19 protein-coding genes are annotated in these 20,636 nt (G+C 31.4%); 15 read left to right on the top strand and 4 right to left on the bottom strand.

Annotation, left to right across the window (positions count from 1 at the left end; translation table 11 throughout):
• The first annotated feature begins 1 nt into the window (after nt 1).
• The 7 genes from nrdR to E0D87_RS00225 all read left to right on the top strand — a co-directional run bounded on the left by nrdR (nt 2) and on the right by E0D87_RS00225 (nt 7,463).
• Complete coding sequence (gene nrdR / locus E0D87_RS00255; RefSeq protein ID WP_130818869.1) at nt 2-469, top strand: transcriptional regulator NrdR; 468 nt, start codon at nt 2-4, stop codon at nt 467-469.
• Between the two features lie 27 nt (nt 470-496).
• Nucleotides 497-1,816, top strand: coding sequence for a replication-associated recombination protein A (locus E0D87_RS00250; RefSeq protein ID WP_130818868.1), 1,320 nt, complete (start codon nt 497-499; stop codon nt 1,814-1,816).
• Nucleotides 1,806-3,194 carry an asparagine--tRNA ligase gene (asnS, locus tag E0D87_RS00245; RefSeq protein ID WP_130818867.1) on the top strand — a complete coding sequence of 463 codons (1,389 nt, stop codon included), beginning with the start codon at nt 1,806-1,808 and terminating at the stop codon, nt 3,192-3,194. The genes E0D87_RS00250 and asnS overlap by 11 nt, the downstream gene beginning before the upstream one ends.
• 8 nt (nt 3,195-3,202) lie before the next feature.
• Nucleotides 3,203-5,605, top strand: a complete 2,403-nt coding sequence (gene leuS, locus E0D87_RS00240) for a leucine--tRNA ligase (protein ID WP_130818866.1) — start codon at nt 3,203-3,205, stop codon at nt 5,603-5,605.
• 124 nt (nt 5,606-5,729) lie between these two features.
• The gene (gene wrbA, locus E0D87_RS00235; protein WP_130818865.1) at nt 5,730-6,332 is read left to right on the top strand and encodes an NAD(P)H:quinone oxidoreductase; all 603 of its coding nucleotides are present in this window, start codon (nt 5,730-5,732) and stop codon (nt 6,330-6,332) included.
• Between the two features lie 190 nt (nt 6,333-6,522).
• The gene (locus E0D87_RS00230; protein WP_130818864.1) at nt 6,523-7,116 is read left to right on the top strand and encodes a TVP38/TMEM64 family protein; all 594 of its coding nucleotides are present in this window, start codon (nt 6,523-6,525) and stop codon (nt 7,114-7,116) included.
• An 11-nt stretch (nt 7,117-7,127) separates the two neighbouring features.
• Nucleotides 7,128-7,463: an SdpI family protein gene (locus E0D87_RS00225; protein WP_130818863.1), complete on the top strand. Its 336-nt coding sequence runs from the start codon at nt 7,128-7,130 to the stop codon at nt 7,461-7,463.
• A gap of 45 nt (nt 7,464-7,508) precedes the next feature.
• Here E0D87_RS00225 and E0D87_RS00220 read toward each other — a convergent pair whose 3' ends face one another.
• The 3 genes from E0D87_RS00220 to E0D87_RS00210 form a co-directional block, all read right to left on the bottom strand.
• A complete protein-coding gene (locus tag E0D87_RS00220; RefSeq protein ID WP_130818862.1) occupies nt 7,509-9,269 on the bottom strand; it encodes an ABC transporter ATP-binding protein in 1,761 nt (586 codons plus the stop codon).
• Nucleotides 9,266-11,011 carry an ABC transporter ATP-binding protein gene (locus tag E0D87_RS00215; RefSeq protein WP_130818861.1) on the bottom strand — a complete coding sequence of 582 codons (1,746 nt, stop codon included), beginning with the start codon at nt 11,009-11,011 and terminating at the stop codon, nt 9,266-9,268. The genes E0D87_RS00220 and E0D87_RS00215 overlap by 4 nt, the downstream gene beginning before the upstream one ends.
• A 258-nt stretch (nt 11,012-11,269) precedes the next feature.
• Nucleotides 11,270-11,884 carry an alanyl-tRNA editing protein gene (locus tag E0D87_RS00210; protein ID WP_130818860.1) on the bottom strand — a complete coding sequence of 205 codons (615 nt, stop codon included), beginning with the start codon at nt 11,882-11,884 and terminating at the stop codon, nt 11,270-11,272.
• Nucleotides 11,885-11,936: 52 nt separating this feature from the next.
• Here E0D87_RS00210 and E0D87_RS00205 point away from each other — a divergent pair, with 52 nt between their 5' ends.
• Together E0D87_RS00205 and holA are read left to right on the top strand one after the other, a co-directional pair.
• A complete protein-coding gene (locus E0D87_RS00205; protein ID WP_130818859.1) occupies nt 11,937-14,111 on the top strand; it encodes a DNA internalization-related competence protein ComEC/Rec2 in 2,175 nt (724 codons plus the stop codon).
• Nucleotides 14,108-15,121, top strand: a complete 1,014-nt coding sequence (gene holA / locus E0D87_RS00200) for a DNA polymerase III subunit delta (protein ID WP_130818858.1) — start codon at nt 14,108-14,110, stop codon at nt 15,119-15,121. Before E0D87_RS00205 ends, holA begins: the two co-directional genes overlap by 4 nt.
• Nucleotides 15,122-15,182: 61 nt before the next feature.
• On the opposite strand, the gene rpsT is transcribed toward holA, so the two are convergent.
• Nucleotides 15,183-15,449 carry a 30S ribosomal protein S20 gene (gene rpsT / locus E0D87_RS00195; protein WP_130818857.1) on the bottom strand — a complete coding sequence of 89 codons (267 nt, stop codon included), beginning with the start codon at nt 15,447-15,449 and terminating at the stop codon, nt 15,183-15,185.
• A gap of 152 nt (nt 15,450-15,601) precedes the next feature.
• Here rpsT and lepB point away from each other — a divergent pair, with 152 nt between their 5' ends.
• From lepB to E0D87_RS00165, 6 genes are all read left to right on the top strand, one after another.
• Nucleotides 15,602-16,183 (top strand): signal peptidase I, encoded by a 582-nt coding sequence (gene lepB / locus E0D87_RS00190; protein WP_207278242.1) that lies wholly within the window; start codon nt 15,602-15,604, stop codon nt 16,181-16,183.
• A gap of 9 nt (nt 16,184-16,192) precedes the next feature.
• Entirely contained in the window at nt 16,193-18,001 is a 1,809-nt protein-coding gene (lepA, locus tag E0D87_RS00185) for a translation elongation factor 4 (protein ID WP_130818856.1), read from the top strand.
• Nucleotides 18,002-18,049: 48 nt separating this feature from the next.
• On the top strand, nt 18,050-18,622 hold the full coding sequence (locus E0D87_RS00180; protein ID WP_423190620.1) for a uracil-DNA glycosylase family protein: 573 nt from the start codon (nt 18,050-18,052) through the stop codon (nt 18,620-18,622).
• Between the two features lie 70 nt (nt 18,623-18,692).
• On the top strand, nt 18,693-19,430 hold the full coding sequence (locus E0D87_RS00175; protein ID WP_130818854.1) for a ferredoxin reductase domain-containing protein: 738 nt from the start codon (nt 18,693-18,695) through the stop codon (nt 19,428-19,430).
• An 8-nt stretch (nt 19,431-19,438) separates the two neighbouring features.
• Nucleotides 19,439-19,726, top strand: a complete 288-nt coding sequence (locus E0D87_RS00170; protein ID WP_130818853.1) for an AraC family ligand binding domain-containing protein — start codon at nt 19,439-19,441, stop codon at nt 19,724-19,726.
• Between the two features lie 28 nt (nt 19,727-19,754).
• Complete coding sequence (locus tag E0D87_RS00165) at nt 19,755-20,597, top strand: GNAT family N-acetyltransferase (RefSeq protein ID WP_130818852.1); 843 nt, start codon at nt 19,755-19,757, stop codon at nt 20,595-20,597.
• The last annotated feature ends 39 nt before the right edge of the window (nt 20,598-20,636 follow it).

Raw genomic sequence — 20,636 nt, 5'->3', positions numbered from 1 at the left:
TATGAGGTGTCCCTACTGCAATTCGAATAACACCAGAGTTCTAGATTCTAGGTCCACTGAAGATGACAGAGCAATCAGACGCAGACGTCTTTGCGAAGATTGCGACCGTAGATTTTCGACATATGAAAGATACGAAGATTCAACTATTATGGTTGTAAAGAAAAATCAAACTAGAGAAGCTTATGACCCATCTAAATTAATATATGGAATTGTAAAAAGCTGTCAGAAAAGACCTGTAACTATGGCGGATATCGAAAAAGTAGCAAGAAATATAGAAACTGAGATTAACCATACTGGACTTAAGGAAGTAGACTCAACCTACATTGGTGAGTTAGTTATGCAGGAGCTTAAAAAACTTGACCCTGTAGCTTATGTTAGGTTTGCATCGGTGTATAGAGAATTTAAGGATGTAGATTCCTTTTATGATGAAATAAAAAGTTTAAAAGATAAAGAAGATGCTACAGACTAGCATCTTTTTTCTTATAAAGGATGAAGTATGGATTTATTTGAACTAAATAGGATAAGAGAACTTGAAAAATCAGCTCCTCTAGCTGATAGACTTAGACCAAAAAACTTGGATGAATACATTGGTCAAGAGCATTTGGTTGGAGAAGGCAAGATTATAAGAAGGATGATTAAGGCAGATAGGATTTATTCTTGCATTTTCTATGGGCCACCTGGAGTTGGAAAGACAAGCCTTGCGAAGATTATTTCTGAAAAGACTAATATGGCTTTCGAAGAAATATCTGCAGTTGCTAGTGGTATATCTGATCTTAAGAAAAAAGTTCAGATAGCGAAAGATAACCTATCTTTTGAAAATAGGAAGACTATTTTATTTATAGACGAGATTCACAGGTTTAATAAAAGTCAGCAAGATTATCTTTTGCCTTTTGTTGAAGATTCGACGATTACCTTAATAGGAGCTACAACAGAAAATCCATATTTTGAAGTCAATAAGGCTCTTATATCTAGGATGTATGTCTTTGAGCTTAAGGGACTAAGCGATTTAGACCTTGATAGACTAATAGATATGGCTCTCAGTAAAGATGAGATTTTAAAGGGAAAAAACATTGAAATAAATAAAGAAGCTAGACAAACTCTCATTTCATATTCAAATGGCGATTCTAGAGCACTTTTAAATGCACTAGAGATAGCTATATTTTCAGAAGATGAGAAAGATGGTAGAATAATAATAGACAAGTCAACAATTGAAAATTCTACTCAGAAAAAAATAGCTATTTATGATAAAAACGGTGATAGACATTACGATACGACAAGTGCCTTCATCAAATCAATGAGAGGTTCTGATATTGATGCAAGTTTGTATTATCTGGCAAAAATGATAGAATCTGGAGAAGATATCAAATTTATCGCTAGGAGAATGATTATTTTTGCATCGGAAGACATTGGAAATGCAGATCCAAATGCACTGTTGATGGCAACAAATTGTTTTAATGCTATAAATACAGTTGGACTTCCGGAGGCAAGGATAATCCTAAGCCAAGTAGTTTGCTATTTGTCTGCTGCTCCTAAGAGTAACTCAGCATATCTTGCTATTGATAAGGCCTTGGATTTTGTAAGAAATAATAAAGATGAGTTAGTTCCAAATAAATTAAAGGATACCCACTACAAGGGTTCAAAAAACTTGGTCCATGACAAGTACCTATATCCACATGATTTTGGAGGATTTGTAGATCAAACATACCTGCCAGATGAATATGTTAATGAGAGATTTTATGAACCAAAAGCTATAGGTTTTGAGAAGAAAATGATTGAAAGACTTAAAAAAATGAAGAGAGGGAATAATGAAGATTAGAGATATATTAAACGAAGTAGATAAGTATGTAGACAAAGAAGTAACTGTTTATGGTTGGATTAGAAATCAAAGATTTGGTAAAAATGTAGGATTTATTGAGTTAAATGATGGAACAACTTTTAAAAACTTACAAATTGTTGTAGCAAGTGATATAGAAAATTATGCTGACCTTGATAAGCAATTCTTATCAACATCACTAGAAGTTACAGGAACTTTAGTTAAAACAGGAAATTCTAAAAACCCATACGAGATCCAAGCAAAAGAAGTAAAAGTTTTAGGTGAATCTTCAGAAAAGTTCCCTATCCAAAAACAAAGACAAACTCTTGAGTATATGAGAACTATTCCTCACCTAAGAGCAAGAACTAATACCTACAGAGCAGTATTTAGAGTTAGAAGTGTACTTGCTTATGCTCTTCATAACTTCTTCCAAGAAAGAGGCTTTGTATACATTAATCCACCAATAGTAACAGCATCAGATGCCGAAGGTGCAGGTGAAATGTTTAATATCACAACAATAGATGTGAATGATCCACCCAAAAAAGAAGATGGATCAGTTGATTATGGCAAGGACTTTTTCAGCAAAAAAAGTTATTTGACAGTTTCAGGTCAGCTAGAGGCAGAAGATTATGCACTTGCTTTTGGTGATGTATATACCTTCGGTCCAACATTTAGAGCAGAGGAATCAAACACTCCTAGACATGCGGCAGAATTTTGGATGTTAGAGCCAGAAATGGCGTTTACAGATTATAACCTTGCTATGGATGTAGCAGAGGATATGATAAAATACGCTATCGACTACTTACTTAAAAACGCACCTGATGAGATGGAATTTTTCAATAAATGGATTGATAAGGGTTTAATTGAAAGACTAGAAAAATTAAGAGATGCAGAATTTGCTAGAGTTACTTATACAAAAGCAATAGAACTCTTACAAGAATCAGGTGAAAAATTCGAGTTCCCAGTAGAATGGGGAATCGACCTTCAAACAGAACACGAAAGATATCTTTCAGAGAAAATAATTGATGGTCCAGTATTTGTTACAGATTATCCTAAAAACATCAAGGCTTTCTACATGAAAAGAAATGATGATGGAAAAACTGTAGCTGCCTTTGACATGCTAGTGCCAGGTGTGGGAGAGCTAATCGGTGGATCTCAAAGGGAAGAAAGATACGAAGAACTTTACAAATCTATGGAAGAAAATGGACTAAAACCAGAAGAATATCAAAACTATCTAGACCTAAGAAGATTTGGTACAGTAGTTCACTCTGGATTTGGTTTGGGATTTGAAAGAGCTGTAATGTATGTTACAGGAATGAAAAACATTAGAGACGTACTTGCATATCCAAGATATGTTCACGCATTTTCTGAAAAGAACTAGGAGGATTTATGGTAGAATATAATCCAAATGCCATAGAGAAAAAATGGCAAAAGAAATGGGACGAAGAAAAAACATTTAAGTCAGAAATAGATAAAAACAAGAAGAAATTCTACCCACTTGTAGAGTTTCCTTATCCATCTGGCCAAGGACTCCACGTAGGTCACCCTCGTCCATATACAGCGCTAGATGTAGTTGCTCGTAAGAGAAGACTTGAGGGAGAAAATGTGATGTATCCAATGGGCTGGGATGCCTTTGGTCTACCTACAGAAAACTATGCTATAAAAAATAAAATTCACCCAGCAAAAGTTACTGAAGATAATATCAAAAATTTCAAGGCGCAAATGAAGTCAATTGGTTTCTCTTTCGATTGGGATAGAGAAATAAATACAACTGATTCAGACTACTATAAATGGAGTCAATGGATCTTTATCCAAATGTATAAACATGGACTAGCATACAAAAATGAAATGTCAGTTAACTGGTGTCCTTCTTGCCAAGTAGGACTTGCTAATGAAGAAGTTGTAGATGGCAAGTGTGAAAGATGCGGAACAGAAGTAGTTCACAAGATGAAAAATCAATGGATGCTAAAAATAACTGAATATGCGGACAGACTTATAGATGACTTAGAAGAAGTTGATTTTGAAGAAAGAATTAAGGCAAGCCAAATAAACTGGATAGGTAGAAGCCACGGATGTGATGTAGACTTTAGATTAAAAGATAAGGAAGATAAACTTACTGTTTATACCACAAGACCAGACACTATATTTGGTGTATCTTATATGGTTGTTAGTCCAGAACATCCAGTTCTTGAAAAATACAAAGATGAAATCAAAAATTACCAAGAAATTGAAGATTACCAGGAAGAAGCTAGGAAGAAATCTGATTTCGAAAGAGCAGAACTAAATAAAGATAAAACTGGTGTTATGATAGAAGGTATTTCAGCAATAAATCCTTTAAATGACAAGGAAATTCCAATCTGGGTGTCTGATTATGTCCTAATGACCTATGGTACAGGAGCAATCATGGCTGTACCTGCTCACGATTCTAGAGACTTTGAATTTGCAGAAAAATTTGATATGCCAATCATACCTGTATATGACACAGGAGAAGAACTTCCTACAACAGATATAAACAAAGGAAAAGCGATAAACTCTGATTTCCTAAATGGACTATCTGCAAATGATGCCAAGAAAAAGGCAATAGAATATATAGAAGAAAAAGGACTTGGCAAGGCAAAAACTAACTTTAAGCTAAGAGATTGGGTATTCTCTCGTCAAAGATATTGGGGAGAACCAATTCCAATGATCTACTGTGAAGAACATGGATGGGTTCCAGTTGATGAAAGTGAACTTCCAGTGAAACTTCCAGAAGTAGAATCTTATGAGCCAACAGCAACAGGAGAATCTCCTTTATCCGAGATAGACGAATTTGTAAATACAACTTGTCCAATTTGTGGAAAACCAGCTAAGAGAGAAACAGATACCATGCCTCAATGGGCAGGATCAAGTTGGTACTACCTAAGATATATGGATCCAGCTAATAAAGAAGCTATAGCTAGCAAAGAAGCCCTAGATTATTACTCACCAGTAGATTGGTATAATGGTGGAATGGAGCATACTACCCTCCACTTGCTTTACTCAAGATTTTGGCATAAATTCCTCTATGATATTGGAGTAGTGCCAACAAAAGAGCCTTATAAGAAGAGAACTAGTCACGGAATGATTCTAGGTAGTGACCATCAAAAAATGAGTAAGTCTCGTGGAAATGTAATAAATCCTGATGACATCATAAGAGACTACGGTGCTGATACCCTAAGATGTTATGAAATGTTCATGGGGGATTTCTCATCAATGGCTATCTGGTCTGATGAAGGCGTAAGGGGATGTAGAAAATACCTAGAAAGAGTCTTTAACCTAAACGAAATAGTAGAGGATGGCGAGTCTTATAGCAAAGACCTTGAGGTTGTTATCAACCAAACTATCAAGAAGGTAAGTGAAGATTACGAAAACCTTAAATTCAATACTGCTATAGCTCAACTTATGACTTTATTAAATGAGATGAAAGCAAAAGGAAAGATTACTAGAAAAGATTTCAAAACTTATCTAATCTTGCTAAATCCAGTTGCTCCTCACATGACAGAAGAATTATGGGAAATGATGGAATTTGATGGAGAACTAAATCAAACTAGCTGGCCAAGCTATGATGAGGACAAACTCACATTTGATTCCTTTGAAATGCCAGTTCAAATTAACGGTAAGGTAAGAGGAAAAGTCCTAATGGCAAATAACGCCAGCAAAGATGATGCAATCAAAGCGGCAAGCGAAGACGATAATATAAAATCATATATAGAAGGAAAAGAAATTAGAAAAATAATATATGTTCCAGGAAAAATTTTAAATATTGTTATTTAATATAATTCTTTTTCAAAGTAAAACCTCCTCAAAATCTGGGGAGGTTTTAAATTTATAAATGTTTAAGAATTTTTATATTGGTTATATACTTAAAGATGTTAAGTAGAATTAAGAAAGAGGATTTATGAATAAAACAAAATTAACTATAATATATTATTCCCAAACTGGGATCAACTTATCTATGGCTAAGAAGGCAGCGGAGACTGCTGAAAGTTTTGGAGCTGAAGTTAGACTTAGAAAAGTTAAAGAATTGCTCGATACATCAAATGTAATTGAAGGTTCAGCTTGGGAGAAAGTTTTAAAAGAAGAAGAAAATATCGAGCTTGCAAGTGCTGACGATTTAGTATGGGCTGATGCTGTTATCCTATCAACTCCAACTAGATTTGGTAATGTAGCTAGTCAAATGAAGGCATTTTTAGATTCCCTTGGAGGAGTTTGGGCAGAAGGAAAACTTGCCAACAAATATGTAACTGCCTTTACATCAGCTCAAAATAATAATGGTGGACAAGAAGAAACCATAAGAGCTTTGTATACAACAGCTATGCACTGGGGATCTATCATTGTACCAACAGGATATACTGACCCTTCAATTTATAAACAAGGCGGCAACCCTTATGGTGTAAGTGCTACCCAAGATGCTCAAAGTCAAGATGAAAAGACTGTAAATGATGTCTTAGATGCTGTAGAGCATCAAACAAAAAGACTTTTAGCTATAGCTAGCAAATAAAAAATATAAAATCGAAGATTATTGAGAAATTCAATTTAATCTTCGATTTTTTGTTAGAAAATAACGTATTCTTTACATTTAAGCGTTAAAATATAGATTAATTTAATATTTGATTTTAATATAAATAATTTGACAAGAGACTAAAAATCGTGTACTATTGTATTACAAACACCATACAAAAAGAGGCTTTATGAAAGAATATTTAAAGAAAAATGTTTTTAATATTATATCAATTTTGATATTGATTTTATTTACAGTATATTCTATTTACTTATACAGGATTGGGATGTTTTCATCTCTTGATAATTTTAGGGATTTTATCTTATCTAAAGGAAAGCTTGCGCCACTTGCCTTTATGGTTGTAAATGTAATGCAGGTTGCTCTGCCAATTATTCCTGGTGGACCAGTTTTAATATTTGGTGTGGTGATATTTGGATCCTTCTGGGGATTTATATATAACTATGTTTCAATATGTTTCGGATGTATTTTGGTATTTACTATCTCTAAAACATTCGGTAAAAATATTGTTATTAGGATAATAGGTGAGGAAAATTACGAAAAGTATCACCACAAGATAAATGACAAATCGTATGAGAAGTTTTTATTTTGGTCTATACTCTTGCCACTTTTTCCAGATGATTTGATCTGTTACATATCGGGTCTTACTGATATAAGTATAAAGAAATTTTCTTATATTATTCTTTTGTGTAAGGGTCCTTCCATTATTATTTATTCAGCGGCTTGGTTTTTGGGATTTGATTTTGTATTTAAAAGATTTTTCTAAGGGGGGGAAACATGCTTTACAAGAATATGATTCTATTTTATCTATCAGCTTATTTGATAGTTATGGGATTTGTAAGTAACAATGTAAAAAACAAAATGAATACTAAATATGGTTATAGGTCTGAGCTTTCTATGAAAAGCAAGGCTAATTGGTACTATGCAAATAATACTATGGCAAAGATTTGCTTTGGTATTGGGATAGTTTTTATAATACTTGCAATTCTTATGATAAAGTTTATGGAAGTTACAACCCTTAGAATTATAATCTTTTGGGTAGTTGAATTTATAGCTTATGTTACAGGCGGAATTCTTTTAGAAAGAAAACTAAAAACTGTTCATAAAGATTAAAAAAAGAGTCTAGGTAAAACCTAGGCTCTTTTAGTGTATCATGATTTATGAGTAAAGTTCTCTTTGGCTTTCAAACATTTTTTTGTATAGGCCGTTTTTGTGAATTAAATCAGCGTGCTTTCCATTTTCTATTATATGACCGCCATCGCAAACTATGATCCTATCAGCGTATTTTGTTGATGATAGCCTGTGAGATATAAATAGTGATGTTTGCCCCTTGGAAATCTCCAACATATTTTCAAATATTTCTTGTTCACTTCTAGGATCTAAGGCGCTAGTAGGTTCATCCATTATAAAAAATCTACCACCGTGAGACATGGATCGTGCGAGGGCAATTTTTTGTCCTATTCCTCCTGATGGTTCAATGCCTGTATCGCTGAACAAAGTAGTTAGATATGTCGAGTAGCCATTTTCTTGTGATAAAATCCACTTATCAATACCTAATAGCTTTGTTGAATCTTTCACTTTTTCTAAATCATAACTTGAAATATCTTCTTCTTTTTTAGCTAATATATTTTCACTAATTTTAAAAGGAAATAACCTAAAATCTTGGAAGGTAGGAGATAGGATTTTGTAGTAATCTCGTGCTTTTATATCTTTGATATTCACGTCATTGATGTAAATATTTCCCTCAGTTGGATCATAGAACTTACATAAAAGCTTAACTATAGTTGATTTCCCTGCACCGTTTTTGCCCACAAGAGCGACAGTTTCTCCATCTTTTATTTCAAAAGAGCAATTTCTCAAGATATAATTTTTACTCTTAGGATATTTAAAGGATACATTATCAAATCTTATAGAAAGTTTATCTAGCTTGATATCTACATTTTTGTTATTTTCAATTTCTCTTTCAGGTAGATTTATGAAATCAAAGTAGCTTTTCATATTTTCATTTACAGATATCACTTGGGCGTAGTTTTTCTGCACTATATTTACAGTGTTAATCAACTGAATAATTGAGGAGAAATATAGGGTAAAGTCAGCTAGACTTACGGTGTTCTCAGTTATTCTATAGGTTAAATAAATAAGAGCAAGAACTATACCAATAGATGAAGTAATATTCATCATTCCACCATATATTCCGTTTTTAGTGTAATAGTCCTTGTTGGTGTTTATCAATCTATCCATGTATTTTTTAGATTTTTCTAGGATTAGTTCTTCACCCTTATAAATTTTAATATCCTTCGAATACTTGTTATCTTGGGCGAAATTAGCAAAGTAACGGTAGACTCTATTTTCACCAGCGGATTTTTTTTGATAGTATATTTCATTATTCTTTATTAGATTTACAAAATATCTATTAGCAAATATTATCCCAAGACCTAGTAGGGGAAGGAAGATATTAAGCTTAACTAATATTGCTAGTGCAAAGATACCTGTAACAAGGGAACTTGTTGAAATATTTAAAGTTTCCCACAAATCGTATATATTAAAAACAGAAATATGTGCTTTTTCAAGTTTATCTTGAATATCTTTACTATCAGTATCTTCGATAGGAAGCTTCATTGCTTTTTCGCTAAGCTCAAAGGTCAATTTATCAGTCATAGATTCAAAGACCAAGGTAAAATAAGCTTCATATACTTTTCTTAGCAAGACGAGTATTATATTAGCTAGTAAAACCGCAACTATGATTTTTCCAATATATCTAGTATTGGTATTAGCTTCAAGGTTTTCTATTATAAGTTTTGGCGCGTAGATATTAATAACTGGTAATAAACCCATAATTATAGATAGGATCACAATTATTAGATTGAAATGATTATAATCTTCTTCAAATCTTTTAAAGAGTTTAACTATATTTTTCATAAGACCTCCTTGTAGTTTTTAGCTTGAATTTCGTAGAGGTCCTTATATTCCTCGTTAATTTTTATGAGATTATCATGGCTATCATTGCCTATAATTTCTCCATTCTTTAGAAAAATAACTCTATCACAAAATTTAGTAGAGGCAAGTCTGTGAGATATAAAAATGGATGACATATGTTCGCTTAGCTTATCGTAGAGCATGTATAGTTCTCTTTCTGCTAAGGCATCTAGCTGAGCGGTTGGCTCATCTAAGATTAGAATTTTACTTGTTTTCTTGTTAAGGGCTCTGGATAGGAATATTCTTTGTTTTTGACCCCCAGAAAGATCGACACCTTCTTCATCCAGAGTTCTAAGCAAGGTTTGCTGGTCTTTTTTATCGTATTTTTCAATTATCTTATCAAGACCAGTTGTTTTGTAAATATCATCTATATTAGATGAATTATTATCGAGACTTACATTTTCTCTAATTGTAAAGGGTAGGAGAAGGGAATCTTGAAATATTGCTGAAACAATATCCCTATAATTTGCACCGTATTTATTAATATTTACTCCATTTAGGAGAATTTCTCCGCTAGTTGGTTTATATAGACCACAAAGTAAAAGAACTAGAGTAGATTTTCCAGCACCATTTTCGCCTACTAGGGCGAGAGACTCCTTGTCGTGGATAGTGAAATTAATATCTTTGAGTACATATTTATCTGTGTTTGGATATTTGAAAGATACATTTCTAAATTCTATCTCAGTTTTTTGAGGATTTTCAAGTTTTTCTCCCACATCATCAATGTTTTCCTCCATTATATCGAAGAAATATCCAAAGCTTGCCATGCCATTTTTGATATTTGATATAATCCAAGTGTATTCATCATTGAAAGTGATAAAAGCAAAGATTGCTGTAAAAAACATATAGAAGTCACCTATATCTATGACTCCCTTTAATATAGAAGTGATTAGCCAATAGAAAATTGCTATATCTCTAATAAAGCTAACAAGTCTTGCAAGGGAATATATAGTAATTGCCCTTTTATTTGCATCATTGTACTCATCTATCCTATTTTTATTAGTTTTCATATAATATGACTTAAAAAGCCTTATAAAATCATAGATGAGTATATCTTGCTTGGACTCAGGACTTCTTAATTGATAATTTAGTTTAGTGAAGATATTCCAATTCGGAGACATCTTTTCCCAGTATCTAGTATAAACAAGAGTAGATTTGTAATTTATAACAAAATAAATAGTAGTAGTAACCAGTATTAATAGAAGTAATAGATATCCCATCTTAGAAAATATCCAAACAAATCCACTTATTGAGAAAATCAATGCTCCAATAGGAGGCAAACTCATCATTATTCCGCCAACGCCATCAAAAGGAGATTGACATGCCTTGAGGGCATTATTTATTTTTTCTATTTCTATTTTATCTTTCTGCTTGTCAAAAGGTAAATAAAGAGAATATCTAGTTATCATTCTTATACAATTATATCTGATGTTGTTCATTTTCATCCTATAATTGTTCATTATAAAAGAATCAAAGAAACTTGATATTGCTGAGATTATTAATAATATTAGGAAAAATATTACAAAATATGAGAAAGGCTTATCAGTATTTTTCAATATGTAAGCAGGGGAAACAATCCATATAAAGGGTCTAAGTCCTATTGATATGGAATATAGTACGATTAGAAGAAACATAGATGGTTCGTACTTAGCCATCTCTTTAAATAAAAATTTCAGTTTTTTCATATAGCCTTAAGGCTTCCTCCTTGTAATTAATAGTAAGGATCAAGGAGTACCCGTGATTCTTACTCTATAGTAGCTTAAAATCCATTCTTTTTGTATTGTTCATTTTTTAACCTCCTTTGTATTTAATAACTTCATTTTAGCATAAATATAATTTTTATGCAATAATATATTATCATGTAAAAGTAGATATAAGAAAAGCTATAAGATATCACTATATTGATTGAAAAATATAGAAATATCTTATAGCTTGTAGTTAGCTTATAAACCTGCTTCAAAAAAAACTATTGTAGAATTATCTTCTTTTAGGCAATTTGTTATTTTAAAAGATTTTACTTTGTAGGTATTGTCAAAACAAATTAGATTGTTAACAGCCTTGCCTATGCCGCTTAACTCTGCTATTCCTTTGTCGAAATTAATCTTTAGCCCCTTGTCTATAGAATAATTAATTAAATACTCTATCAAAAAGGGATCAAAATCTGGGCTAGGATTTTCTATTGTGATTTTCTTTATTTCATCGTTGGTTTCAAGGGAAAACCTGCCTGTGGAATAATAAGTTTTATAGAAAATCTTAAACAAGCAAAAGGCACTTGCACTATAGAGATTTTCTCTTCTTATACTTTTATCAAGAGATAAAACTAGGTCTTTTCTATTTTCCTTTCCTTCGATTAAATGAATTATATTGTCTCTTTTCTCTTCAACGGATAGAACCTTGTGACCTGATATGTAACCCTCATCATCTTTTAATGAATCGTTCTTAGGCATAAATATAGTCTTATCTAAAATAAGATAAGTATTGTTATTTACAAATTTTTTGGAAAGCACATTTGCTTTTATGTTAGTAATTTCTGGAAACTTTTCGTAAATCTTAGTCATTTTAAACCTCTCTTTCATTATATCATATGATATAATGAATTAAGAGGAAATTATGAGAAAAAGTATTTTATTATTTTTATTTGGAATGATGGCGGCTGTTGGAGCCTTCATAAGTTTTGAGCAAATTAATATATTTACAATAATCCTTTTATCATTTGGACTAGGATTTATTTTTTATGTTAAAAATTCCAAGCTCATATACTTTTTCTTAGCCTTTGCTATAACATTTTTATCAGCAAAGGTTAATTTTCATAACAAAGAATTAAGGCTTTATAAGCCTGATACCTATAAATTTACTGTCTATGAAAAAAGGAAAATGGAAGAAGGTTATAGGTACTTTTTGCTTTTTGAAAATAATAAAAAACACGAAAAAACTGTTAGCTTTATGGAAGCTGATTTAAGCATAGGTGAAGTATTTTTAGCCAAAGCTGACTTTGAATCTCCTCAAACAAATACAAACCCTAATTTATTCTCCTATAGAAAATATCTTTCTAGTAAAGAAATCTTTTCTGAAACAGAGATTAAAAAGATTTATAAAAAGGATAATTCTCATAATTTAGGTCTAAAATTGAGGAATGATTTTTATACTTATGTCCACAAGGTTTTTGAAAACAATATGTCAAAAAGAGCAGCTGATTTTTGCATATCAGTTGTACTTGGAGAAAACATTGTAGATGATAATTCTATAAGAGATTTGGGACTTAGCCATATACTAGCAGTGTCAGGTTTACATATAGATCTTTTATTTACCTTTATTCTTTTTATACTTAGAAAGTTAAGGATAAATTATAAGTATTCATATTCTTTTGCCCTTATTTTAGCTTTGGTATATGGGTATTTGATTGCTTTTCCATTTTCTGTTATTAGAGTAATAGGGGTAAATATCATAGGCTACCTTGCCTTTTTATATAAAAAACCTTTTGATAAAATAAAAGCAACCCTTATAATAGCAGTTTTAATCTTACTTATTAATCCTTTTGCCATATTAAACACAGGATTTATATTAAGTTTTGTGGCTTCATTTTCAATCCTACTAATATATCCAAAATTTGAGAGAAAATTTGGCAAAACTTATTTTAGAAAAATATTTATTTTTACCTTAGCAATCCAACTAGGTATTCTTCCTTTTTTAGTGTATTACTTTGGAAGAATTAACATATTGACGATATTAGCAAACTTTTTAGTACTACCAATATTTAATATTTCCATGTATCTTATTTTTATAGTGCTGCTTTTTAGTCCTTTATTTAAAGCATTTTTAAAAATAGGCTTTCTTAGTCTAGATTTTTTGGTAAGGTCAATGTTAAACATAACTGCTGTTTTATCTAAGGTTAATATTTCAGTAATTGATTTTAAAAAGACAAACTTTCTACTCGCCTTGTATGGATTTTTGCTAGTTTTAATACTAGTTAATCTTGAAAGAAAACTTATTAAAAGAAATATTAACTTGCTTATGGTATCAGCTATAATTCTTATATTATCACTAGTTAGCGATTTTAATAAAATAAGCTATCAAATGATTGACATAGGGCAGGGAGATAGTTTTTTAATAAATGATAGGGGAGAATATTACTTAATTGATGTTGGTGGGCCAAATTATAAGACATACAATTCTGGAGAAAGAGTTTTAGTTCCCTACCTAAAGAGTTTGGGAATAAAAAATATAAAGGGAATTTTCATTTCCCACGAGGATAATGATCATATGGGAAATCTAGATTTAGTTTGTGAAAATTTCAAAGTTGATAATATCTATTCAAATAAATTGAATGTGGAAAGACTTAAGAAATATAAGCCTGTAGTTCTTAATAAAAACGATAAAATAAACTTATCGAGTGGGTATGTAGAATGTATATACGAAGGTAGCGACGGAGAAGAAAATGCTAATTCTCTTGGGCTTCTCATAAATATAAAGGGAATTAGGATTTTAAGTTTGGGCGATTTGCCAAGTGAATATGAAAGAGAAATAGATAAAAAATCAGATATTTTAAAATTATCCCACCATGGATCAAAAACGTCGTCTGATAGAGGATTTATAGAAAAAATTGATCCACAAATTGTGCTGATATCAGCGGGTAGAAATAATAAATACGGTCATCCGAATGAAGAAGTTCTTAAAAATGTATCGGACAGACTTATTTATAACACCCAAGATGATGGATTAGTTGAGATAGATTTTACTAAGAATTTTAAAATAAATACATACCTAAAGGGAGGATATTTTAGATGAATTATATAGAATTTATGAAAAAATTTATAAATAAAGATGTTTCAGGAATCTACTTATTTGATTCAAAAGAAGATTTCTTGACAGACTCTATAATAAAAGAAGCAAGCGATCTTGTAAGTATCAAAGATTTTAACTTTATAGATATCAAAGGCGATTGTTCTTATGAAACAATCAAAAACTCTATCGAGACATATCCAGTTATGGAAGATAAGAAGGTAATAGTTTGGAGAAATATCGACTTATCTAAAAATTCTATCAAAGGCTATAAGGATATGTTAGATAAAATATTAAAAGATATAGACGACTTTCCAGAATATGCAACGATGTTCATATTTTCAGACAATCCACCCTTTAAGGGGAAATTTTACAAGGCTTTAGATAAGAAAAAATCTGTTGTTAAAATAGATAGGCTAAATAAAACCGAATTGGCATCTTTTATTGGCAAGAGATTTACAAGAGCTGGTAAGAAAATTCAAAAATCGCTCGTCAATGATATAATTGAGAGATTTTCCTACCTTAATAGAGATAGTGAGATAAAGCTTTATGATGTTGTAAATACTGTTGAGAAGATAATAGCAAATTCGACAGATGAAATTGTTACAAAAAAAGATGTTGATAGCCAACTAGATGAGATATTAAATTTAAATATTTTCAATCTAACTGATGCTCTTTCTACTAAGGATAAGAAAAAATCAATGAACATATATCTTTCTATGAAAAAAAGTGGGGAAGACTTGTTTATGGTCTATCATATGATTATAAGACAGGTGAGAAATATGATTGGAATTAAGGAACTTAGCTTAAAAGGATTTAATGATTCTTTCATTCAAAAATCACTATCTATTTCACCTTTCGAACTTAGAAAGCTAAGGGGCTTTGTAAATAATTTCTCTAGTGAAGATTTGTTTGACCTTCATGATTATTTATATGACATGGAAGTTAGTCAAAAAAGTGGAGTATTTGATATGAATCTTGCTCTTACAATTTTAATAGGCAAATTTTGCAAATAAAAAATGAGTGATTATCAGTAGACATATGTGAGGATCCGATACTGATTATCACTCATTTATATTAGGCATTTAATTCATTTAAAGCTTTAGCAAGTTTAGATGTTGTTCTTGCAACTTTGTTTTTGTGCATAACATTTTTAGCTTCAGCTTGTTTTAATCTCTTATCTGCTTTTTTGAAGTATGCTGTTGCTTTTTCAGCGTCTTTTTCTTCTACAGCTGCTTCAAATCTTTTGATAAGTGTTTTGATTTCTGATTTTCTAGCTTTATTTCTTTCTGTATTTCTTTTAGCTACATCAATTCTTTTTTTACTAGATTTTATATTTGCCATTAACATTCACCTCTTTCCCGAACATTTTTGTTCGACTGATACATTTTACCATAAATTAATCTTTTATACAAGGTATTTTAGCAAAGTTAGGTCAAATTCTTTGAAGAAATTGAGAATATGGGTTATAATTTAAAAGTGAATGAGAGGTTTTTATGAGTTCAAATAACAATATGAAAGAGAGAGATGACATTCTTTATGATGTATGGGATTGGGTAAAGACAATCGCCATTGCTTTAATAATCACTATCTTTATAAAAATGTTTATAGTCGATGCTACAAAAGTTTCCGGAAATTCAATGCTAAATACCCTACATAACGGCGATATACTTCTAGTAGATAAGATTGGAAGTAGGTTTAGGGGATATGAAAGAGGAGATATAGTTATATTAAAAGCACCTGATGATCCTAAGAAATTATATGTCAAAAGAGTTATAGGTGAAAAAGGCGATACTATCAAACTTATAGATGGTGATGTTTACGTAAATGATGAGAAGATTACTGAAAATTACACTTCTATTAATGAGACCTATCCTACAAGAGAATTAAGTGAATGGACACTTGGTGAAAATGAATACTTTGTCATGGGAGATAATAGACTGCCAGGCGAGAGCAATGATTCAAGAAACTTTGGTCCTATTGAAAAAGAAAGACTAGTAGGACATGCTTTTGTAAGATTTTATCCTATTAATAGGTTTGGTTTGATAGATCATAATCCATATCCAGACAATGAATAAAGGAGATATATGAAGAAAAAAGAAAATATTAGAAATTTCTCTATTATTGCTCACATAGACCACGGAAAGAGTACCCTAGCTGATAGACTTATTGAAAAAAGTCAAGCTATTTCCAAAAGAGAGATGTCCAGTCAAATGTTAGATGACATGGAGCTTGAGCAAGAAAGAGGAATAACAATAAAATTAAAGTCAATCAAAATCCAATACAAGGCAAATGATGGGAATATTTACGACCTAAATCTGATAGATACACCAGGACACGTTGACTTTAACTACGAAGTATCAAGATCCCTTAAAGCTTGTGAGGGTGCAATATTAGTTGTGGATGCAAGCCAAGGTGTAGAAGCACAGACACTAGCTAATACTTATCTTGCCCTTGAACAAAATTTGGAGATTTTACCTGTTTTAAATAAAATTGACCTTCCATCTGCAAGGGTTGATGAAGTAAAGGCAGAAATAGAAAATGAGATAGGCTTAGATTGCGAAAATGCCCCACAAATTTCCGCTAAAACTGGTCTAAATGTAGAAGATGTATTAGAAGATATAGTAAAAAATGTTCCAGCTCCTGAAGATCACGATGATAAACCACTTAAGGCTCTTATTTTTGATTCATATTATGATTCTTACGTAGGGGTAATCTGCTATGTAAGGGTGTTTGAAGGTGTTGTAAGACCAGGCGATGAAATCGTAATGATGAACACTGGCAAAAAATATGAAGTAAACACCATAGGCTACACTATGAAAAAAAGAATTGCCACCAAGGAATTAAGAAGTGGTGACGTAGGTTTTATAGAAGCAAGTATCAAGGAAGTTAAAGATGCTAGAGTTGGTGATACTATAACAAGCGTAAGTCACCCTACGGACAAGCCATTATCTGGTTATAAAGAAGTTCTTCCTATGGTTTATTCTGGTATATATCCAGCTGAGGGAGAAAGTTTTAATAAACTAAAAGATTCGCTAGAAAAACTTCAAGTAAATGATGCAGCACTAGTGTTTGAGCAAGAAAACTCCCAAGCTTTGGGTGTAGGACTAAGAGCAGGATTCTTGGGTCTGCTTCATATGGATATTATTACTCAAAGATTAGAAAGAGAATATGACCTAGATATTATAGCTACAGCTCCGTCAGTTATTTACGATTTAAAACTAAAGGGAAAGGATAATATTGTAGAACTACAAAATCCTAATGATTTCCCAGATCCAACTGAAATTGAGTATATAGAAGAACCAATAACAACTTCTGAAATAATAACTCCTAAAGAATATATAGGACAGATCATGGAACTTGCCCAATCAAGGAGGGGTGAGTTAATAGATATGACCTATATTGATGAAAATAGGGTTTCTATAAAATATAAAATTCCACTAAATGAAGTAATATACAATTTCTTTGACTCTCTAAAATCTAGGACAAAAGGTTATGCATCCTTGGACTATGAACTAACAGGTTATCAAGTATCTGACCTTGTAAAACTAGATATTCTAATAAATGATGAAAATGTAGATGCCTTATCACTAATTGTTCACAGAGATAGTGCCTACAATAGAGGAAGAGGAATAGTAGAAAAACTAAAAGATGAAATCCCTAGACAGCAATTTGCAGTGCCAATACAAGCTGCAATTGGTGGTAAAATTATAGCAAGAGAAACAGTAAGGGCACTTAGAAAAGATGTTATTGCTAAATGCTATGGTGGAGATATTTCTAGAAAGAAAAAACTTCTTGAAAAACAAAAAGAAGGTAAGAAGAGAATGCGCCAGCTAGGTAACGTAGAAGTTCCGCAAGATGCATTCTTAGCAGTATTAAAATTAGATGATGAATAAGAATTAAGCAATCCTAGTGATTGCTTTTTCTTTTAAATGGAGAAATTAATGGATATCAATAGAATAAAAGAAGTTATAAAAAATGATCCTCGTAACAAAGAATATACAAAAAGAGGGAAAGAACCAATCTTTCAACTAAATAAAGGATCTAAAATATTAATCATTGGTCAAGCTCCAGGTAAAAAGGTTGAAGAAACAGGAATATTATTTGATGATAAAAGTGGAGATAAGCTAGTAAACTGGCTTGGCATAGAAAAAGATACCTTGTATAGGAAAGAATTTTCTATTATACCCATGGATTTTTATTATCCTGGCAAGGCCAAGACTGGAGATAAGGCACCTAGAAAGTTTATAGCAAATGAATATCACCCAATTTTACTAAAAGAGCTTTCTAATATTGAACTAACCATTCTAGTAGGCGCCCATGCTCAAAAGTATTATTTGAAGGATAATTTTAAGAAAAACTTAACTCAAACTGTAAAATCTTTTGAAGAATATTTGCCAGAATATTTTCCAATAGTGCATCCAAGCCCTCTAAATAACAGATGGCTTTCCAAAAATCCTTTTTTTGAAGAAAAGATAGTTCCAGAATTAAGGAAAAGAGTTAGTAATATTCTATAGATATAAAAATAAAACTTAAAATTGGGTATAAGTCTAGTATAATGATATTAATTATCAATAAGGAGCTAGTATGGAAAATTCAGATAAAATAATTTATAAGGTTAAAATTTTAGATATAAAAGATGAGTATAAGAATGTAAAAACCTATACTCTGGAAAAACCCGAAGGTATGGTGTGGGATGAAGGATCAAGCTTTCATTTAGCTATACCAGGATTTAATGATGGAGGAAAAGTTAACAAGAAACTTGTCCATCACTTAAGCATCAATACTCTAGATGATGAAGATACTGTTAATTTTACAACTAAATTTTCTATCAGAAAGTCAGAATTTAAGAAGGCCTTATTAGAGAAAAAGGTTGGTGATTATCTAGAGTTCTTCAAAATTAGATCTCACATGAAACTTAGAAGAGAAGACAGACCTATCGTTCTATTATCTATGGGTATTGGTTTTACAACAATGAGGCCTTTAATCAATAAGTTTAAGAAAGATCAAAGTGGTATACCTGAACTTTTAAGCATAAATGTAAGTAGAAAAGATAATCATTTGTTTGAAAGTGAGGTTTCAACAATAAACGATAGTATCTTTAGGCAAGTTTGGGTAGATTCCAGAGCAAACTTCTTTGGTATGCTTAGGGAAATGGAAGTTAAGGATTCTATATTTTATGTTGTTGGTAGCAATGAATTTTTGCTAGATAATATCGTGACTTTGAGACAACTTGGAGTTGATGATAAAGATATTATGATTGACTTAAATGATAAGAAAAAAGAAACTATGTTTATGGCAGCTCATAATCATGAATTTTTATAGGAGGATATATGAAAAAAATAAGCGCTAATATACTAGATGGAAAATTTGAACACCTTGTAGATGAGAATAAGCTACAAGTAACTCACCTACAAATAAAAAGTGGCGAGGAAATACCAAGTCATAAGTCGGATAAGAGTGTAATTGTCGTGATTTATAAGGGCAAGGTTGATTTTTCTGGTGAAGATAGCAATAAAATAATTATCCCTGGAGATATTATTGTATTGAATCCTGATGAAACCCATGCTCTAAAAGCAATAGAAGATAGCGACTTGATGGTTATAAAGGCGGCAATTTAAATAGGTCGCCTTTACATAGGAGATTTATATGAATATTAAACTTGATGTAAGTGATGTAACTCTTGAAGGTGATAGGATAAGGCTAAGACCTTTCAAAAAAGATGACCTAGAAGATTTTTACCTTTATGCAAAAACTCCAGGACTTGGAGAATCTGCAGGTTGGTTTCATCATGAGTCTATAGAAGATAGTAAGAAAATATTAGATAAATTTATTAGAGATAAAAATATTTTAGCCATAGAAAAAGACGGTCAAGTTATTGGTTCTATAGGTATTCATCCTTATGATGAAGATTTTTTTGAGGATTTAAATGATAAGAGGGCAGTTGAGATAGGATTTGTATTATCTCAAGATTTTCACAGACAATATCTTATGACTGAATCCTTGGAGCTTGTTTTAGATTATTTGTTCAATGATATAGGTTTGGATGCAGTTGTTGGTGGGCATTTTAGAGGTAATTTCAAGTCTAAAAATATCCACAAAAAATTTAACTACAAGTATTTTTCTTCTCATTTGGTAAAAACTAACATGGGAACAATGGAAGTAACCCATGAATATATTTTATCAAAAGAAGATTACGATCAATACCTAGAAAATAAGAAAAAACAGGAGAAATCAAAAGTTAATGACTCAATAATAGATTCATCAAACTCTAATCAAATGATATCTGAAAAAAAATTACCTCAAGGTAAAAGCTTAACCTTAAATAGCGATTTTTCTAATATTCTTATTTTTGTAAAAAACGGAATGATTCAGTATGAATCAAAGTTATATATTGGTGGAGATTTAATTATAGCTAATCCAAACGATAAGATAAACTTAGAAATTTTACGAGATGCGAGTTTTATAATAGTTGAAACAAAGATTAGATGAGTTCAGCTCATCTTTTTTCTTTGGAGTAAAATACAAGTA

The organism is Anaerococcus vaginimassiliensis (assembly GCF_900626155.1).
GTDB classification, from domain to species: Bacteria; Bacillota; Clostridia; order Tissierellales; family Peptoniphilaceae; genus Anaerococcus; species Anaerococcus vaginimassiliensis.
This window is presented reverse-complemented; position numbering and strand designations above follow the sequence as displayed.